This is a genomic window from Neisseria sp. HMSC055H02 (assembly GCF_001813335.1).
Classification (GTDB): domain Bacteria; phylum Pseudomonadota; class Gammaproteobacteria; order Burkholderiales; family Neisseriaceae; genus Neisseria; species Neisseria sicca_C.
The window spans coordinates 1-2,698 of record NZ_KV812099.1 but is presented as its reverse complement, the minus strand read 5'-3'; the positions used below and the strand labels follow the sequence as shown (position 1 = coordinate 2,698).

Sequence of the window (2,698 nt, the reverse complement as noted above, 5' to 3'; positions counted from 1 at the left end):
ATTTTCAGACGACCTTTCAATACCAAATCCGAACAACCGCGTGCGTCTATTCCGCATACATCCTACCTGGTGAAACAGAGACTTTATGCAGGCTATGGCTTGCTAAAATTAAAATTTAATAAATGGTGTTATTTTCCCGCAATATGTAACTGGATATGCCAATAAGACAGCACTACCGGCATAATTGTTACTTCTTCCTAGCATATTCAAACCAGTATAGGAAGAAACTGCGCGATCTAAATTATAGGTTTTTATAACTAAGAACTTAATTTTATTCAACTCCTCAAGACTCATAAATTTTTCTATAAGATACAATATATGTACAAAATCATGGCTCCTTTTTAATTCTAAATATTCCAGTAATCGACAACAATCTGTGGGATACCATACAACACCATCGTAGCTTCGCTGAATAACTGCAAAAGGAGTCTCTCTATTAAAATATTTTCCTGTGTAAGGTCTATCTTCAAAAGGATTAAAAGAAATTCCTGACCATTCTTTTGATACTAATGATTTAAAATCACTTATCTTGTAATTTTTACTTTCCCATTTTTGAATTATATTTAAATCATTATATTCATATAATAACCAAGGATAACAAGTACTGTTTATTTCATTAGATTTTTCTTCATTTATATTCCTCAGCCCGCATATTTTTCTATTTAGATCATACGGAGTATCATCAAGTATTAATTTTTCATCTTTCAATGTTTGAATTATATTATCCCAATCGGAAATTTTTTCAACCTGATATTTCCAATAATCATCCATAGCTAATTCATATAATTCGCTATTACTTAGCTCGTTACTTGGATTATTACATATTAATTTAGAAAAAAAATGCTGCCTATAATTTTCCCTGTTCTGCTCTTCTTTTTTCTTTATCCGAAATTCTTTTTCTTTTGGAGATTCAAAATAAGAACTGATACCCAAATATACTTTTTCTATTTTGGATGCTATCCAAGGTAAATTAAATGCGAAAACAGGAAATAAAATTAAAATGAATATAACTAATGTTAAAATTAGCGCAATTATATTTTTATTATTAATCATATAGTTATCCTTGATTTTGTTTTTTGTATTATAAATGACTTGTAAAATTATGCAATCGAACTACCAGACAGGATAGGATTTTTTCAGACGACCTTATAATGCCAAATCCAAACAACTGCGTGCGTCCATTCCGCATACATCCTATCTGATGAAACAGAGACTTTATGCAGGCTACGGCTTGCTTTCCCTTACAATGTCTCTCAATTCTGTTGAACCTGAATTAGCGGCTTCAATTACTTTTGTATAAACCGCACCACTCAATAATGAGTTAATACACATATTTTTAATAGTATTAATAAAAATTTCATAGTATGATTTTCAAATATATATATGCCTAGAAATCAATCTCTTTGACTATATTGAAATTATATAATTTATCAATTGAGTTAATATAATGAAGATTACAGTACCTATTAGAGAAGAGAAAAGGAGTTTTCTCCCCTCCCACAGCTCCATTCAATACTTTTGAAATCCACCCTCCTTTAGCTACATAAGGATAAACGATAATGTATTTTTCTCCATGAGAATCAACATATTCTCTCTTATAATAATAAATTTCTAAAAAAGAAAATCTAACATTACTTTTTTTATATCTTACTTCTATTAAATTCTTATTTCTTATCTCATTAGGATTATGCAGAAATACAATACTGGATTGATTACATAATTTTTTAAACTGAATCAATCCTATTAGCTCATCAAAGAACATAAATCCAAATCCTAGAATGAGGCTTATAAAGAGATATAACTTTGTATTTTTACAATCAAGTAGAGTATTCTGTTTTGCATACTGCCACTCAAATACCACACCAAGCACAAACCCGACTGCCCCAAAGACAATAATATGAAGAATCAGGAGAAGAATACCTATCATAATTTAAGTCCTTACCTTTCTCTTTCTTTCCGAATGCCTTTTTCTGTAAAACCTTGCCCCAATCCTAAACCCAGGAATAATTCCGATGGCTAAAATAAAAATGTAATAAGCAAGCGCCGCCATAACCGTTCCATCATTTATAACAATAAAATTGCCTAATTTATCATTAGGATAATCAAATATCTATCAGCTTGAATATTCTACACAAATGGAATAAAAAGACAAAGCGTTTTTACCCAGTGGTTATATTTCTGATATAAAAGGTCATCTGGAATTTTCAAACAACATTTCTACACTAAACCTAAACAACCAAATGAATACGTCTCATACAATACTTCGCTTGTATAATTTCCAGACAAATCCAAAACAAATTTTTTAGTTTGAGACATCATTGCATTTCCTCGTGTAGTCTAAGGTTTTTTGAGACAACTGTAAAAATCATTACCATTCCAAATGGTTTGGTAGTTGAAAATATAATCCAATCTTTTAAAAAGTAAACGCGTTACAGAATCATCAGGTTTTCCATTACTCCATTTTCTACAGCCAACAGGAATTTCTGTAACTACCTGAATCCAATTCTCATTAATATGGAAACCATAATCTGTAGTCATATGCTTTGTATAATCGCCTTTTACAGAAGAATATTTTTCAGGAAGATATAATCCACAATTATTTATGATATATCTCATATAATATACTTCCATTTTATCTGTTAAATTTGAATTAATTATTTTTAAATCTAAAAAATAATTTCCCAGCCCTCTTTGTTCC

3 protein-coding genes are annotated in these 2,698 nt (G+C 29.9%); all 3 read right to left on the bottom strand.

Features of this window, described 5'->3' with window-relative positions:
• Positions 1–108 precede the first annotated feature (108 nt).
• Positions 109–1,053, bottom strand: a complete 945-nt coding sequence (locus HMPREF2907_RS08005; protein WP_070681944.1) for a hypothetical protein — start codon at positions 1,051–1,053, stop codon at positions 109–111.
• Between the two features lie 334 nt (positions 1,054–1,387).
• Positions 1,388–1,927, bottom strand: coding sequence for a hypothetical protein (locus tag HMPREF2907_RS08000; protein WP_070681941.1), 540 nt, complete (start codon positions 1,925–1,927; stop codon positions 1,388–1,390).
• A gap of 410 nt (positions 1,928–2,337) precedes the next feature.
• A partial coding sequence (locus HMPREF2907_RS12970; protein WP_168165208.1) for a hypothetical protein occupies positions 2,338–2,698 on the bottom strand: 361 nt, incomplete at its 5' end.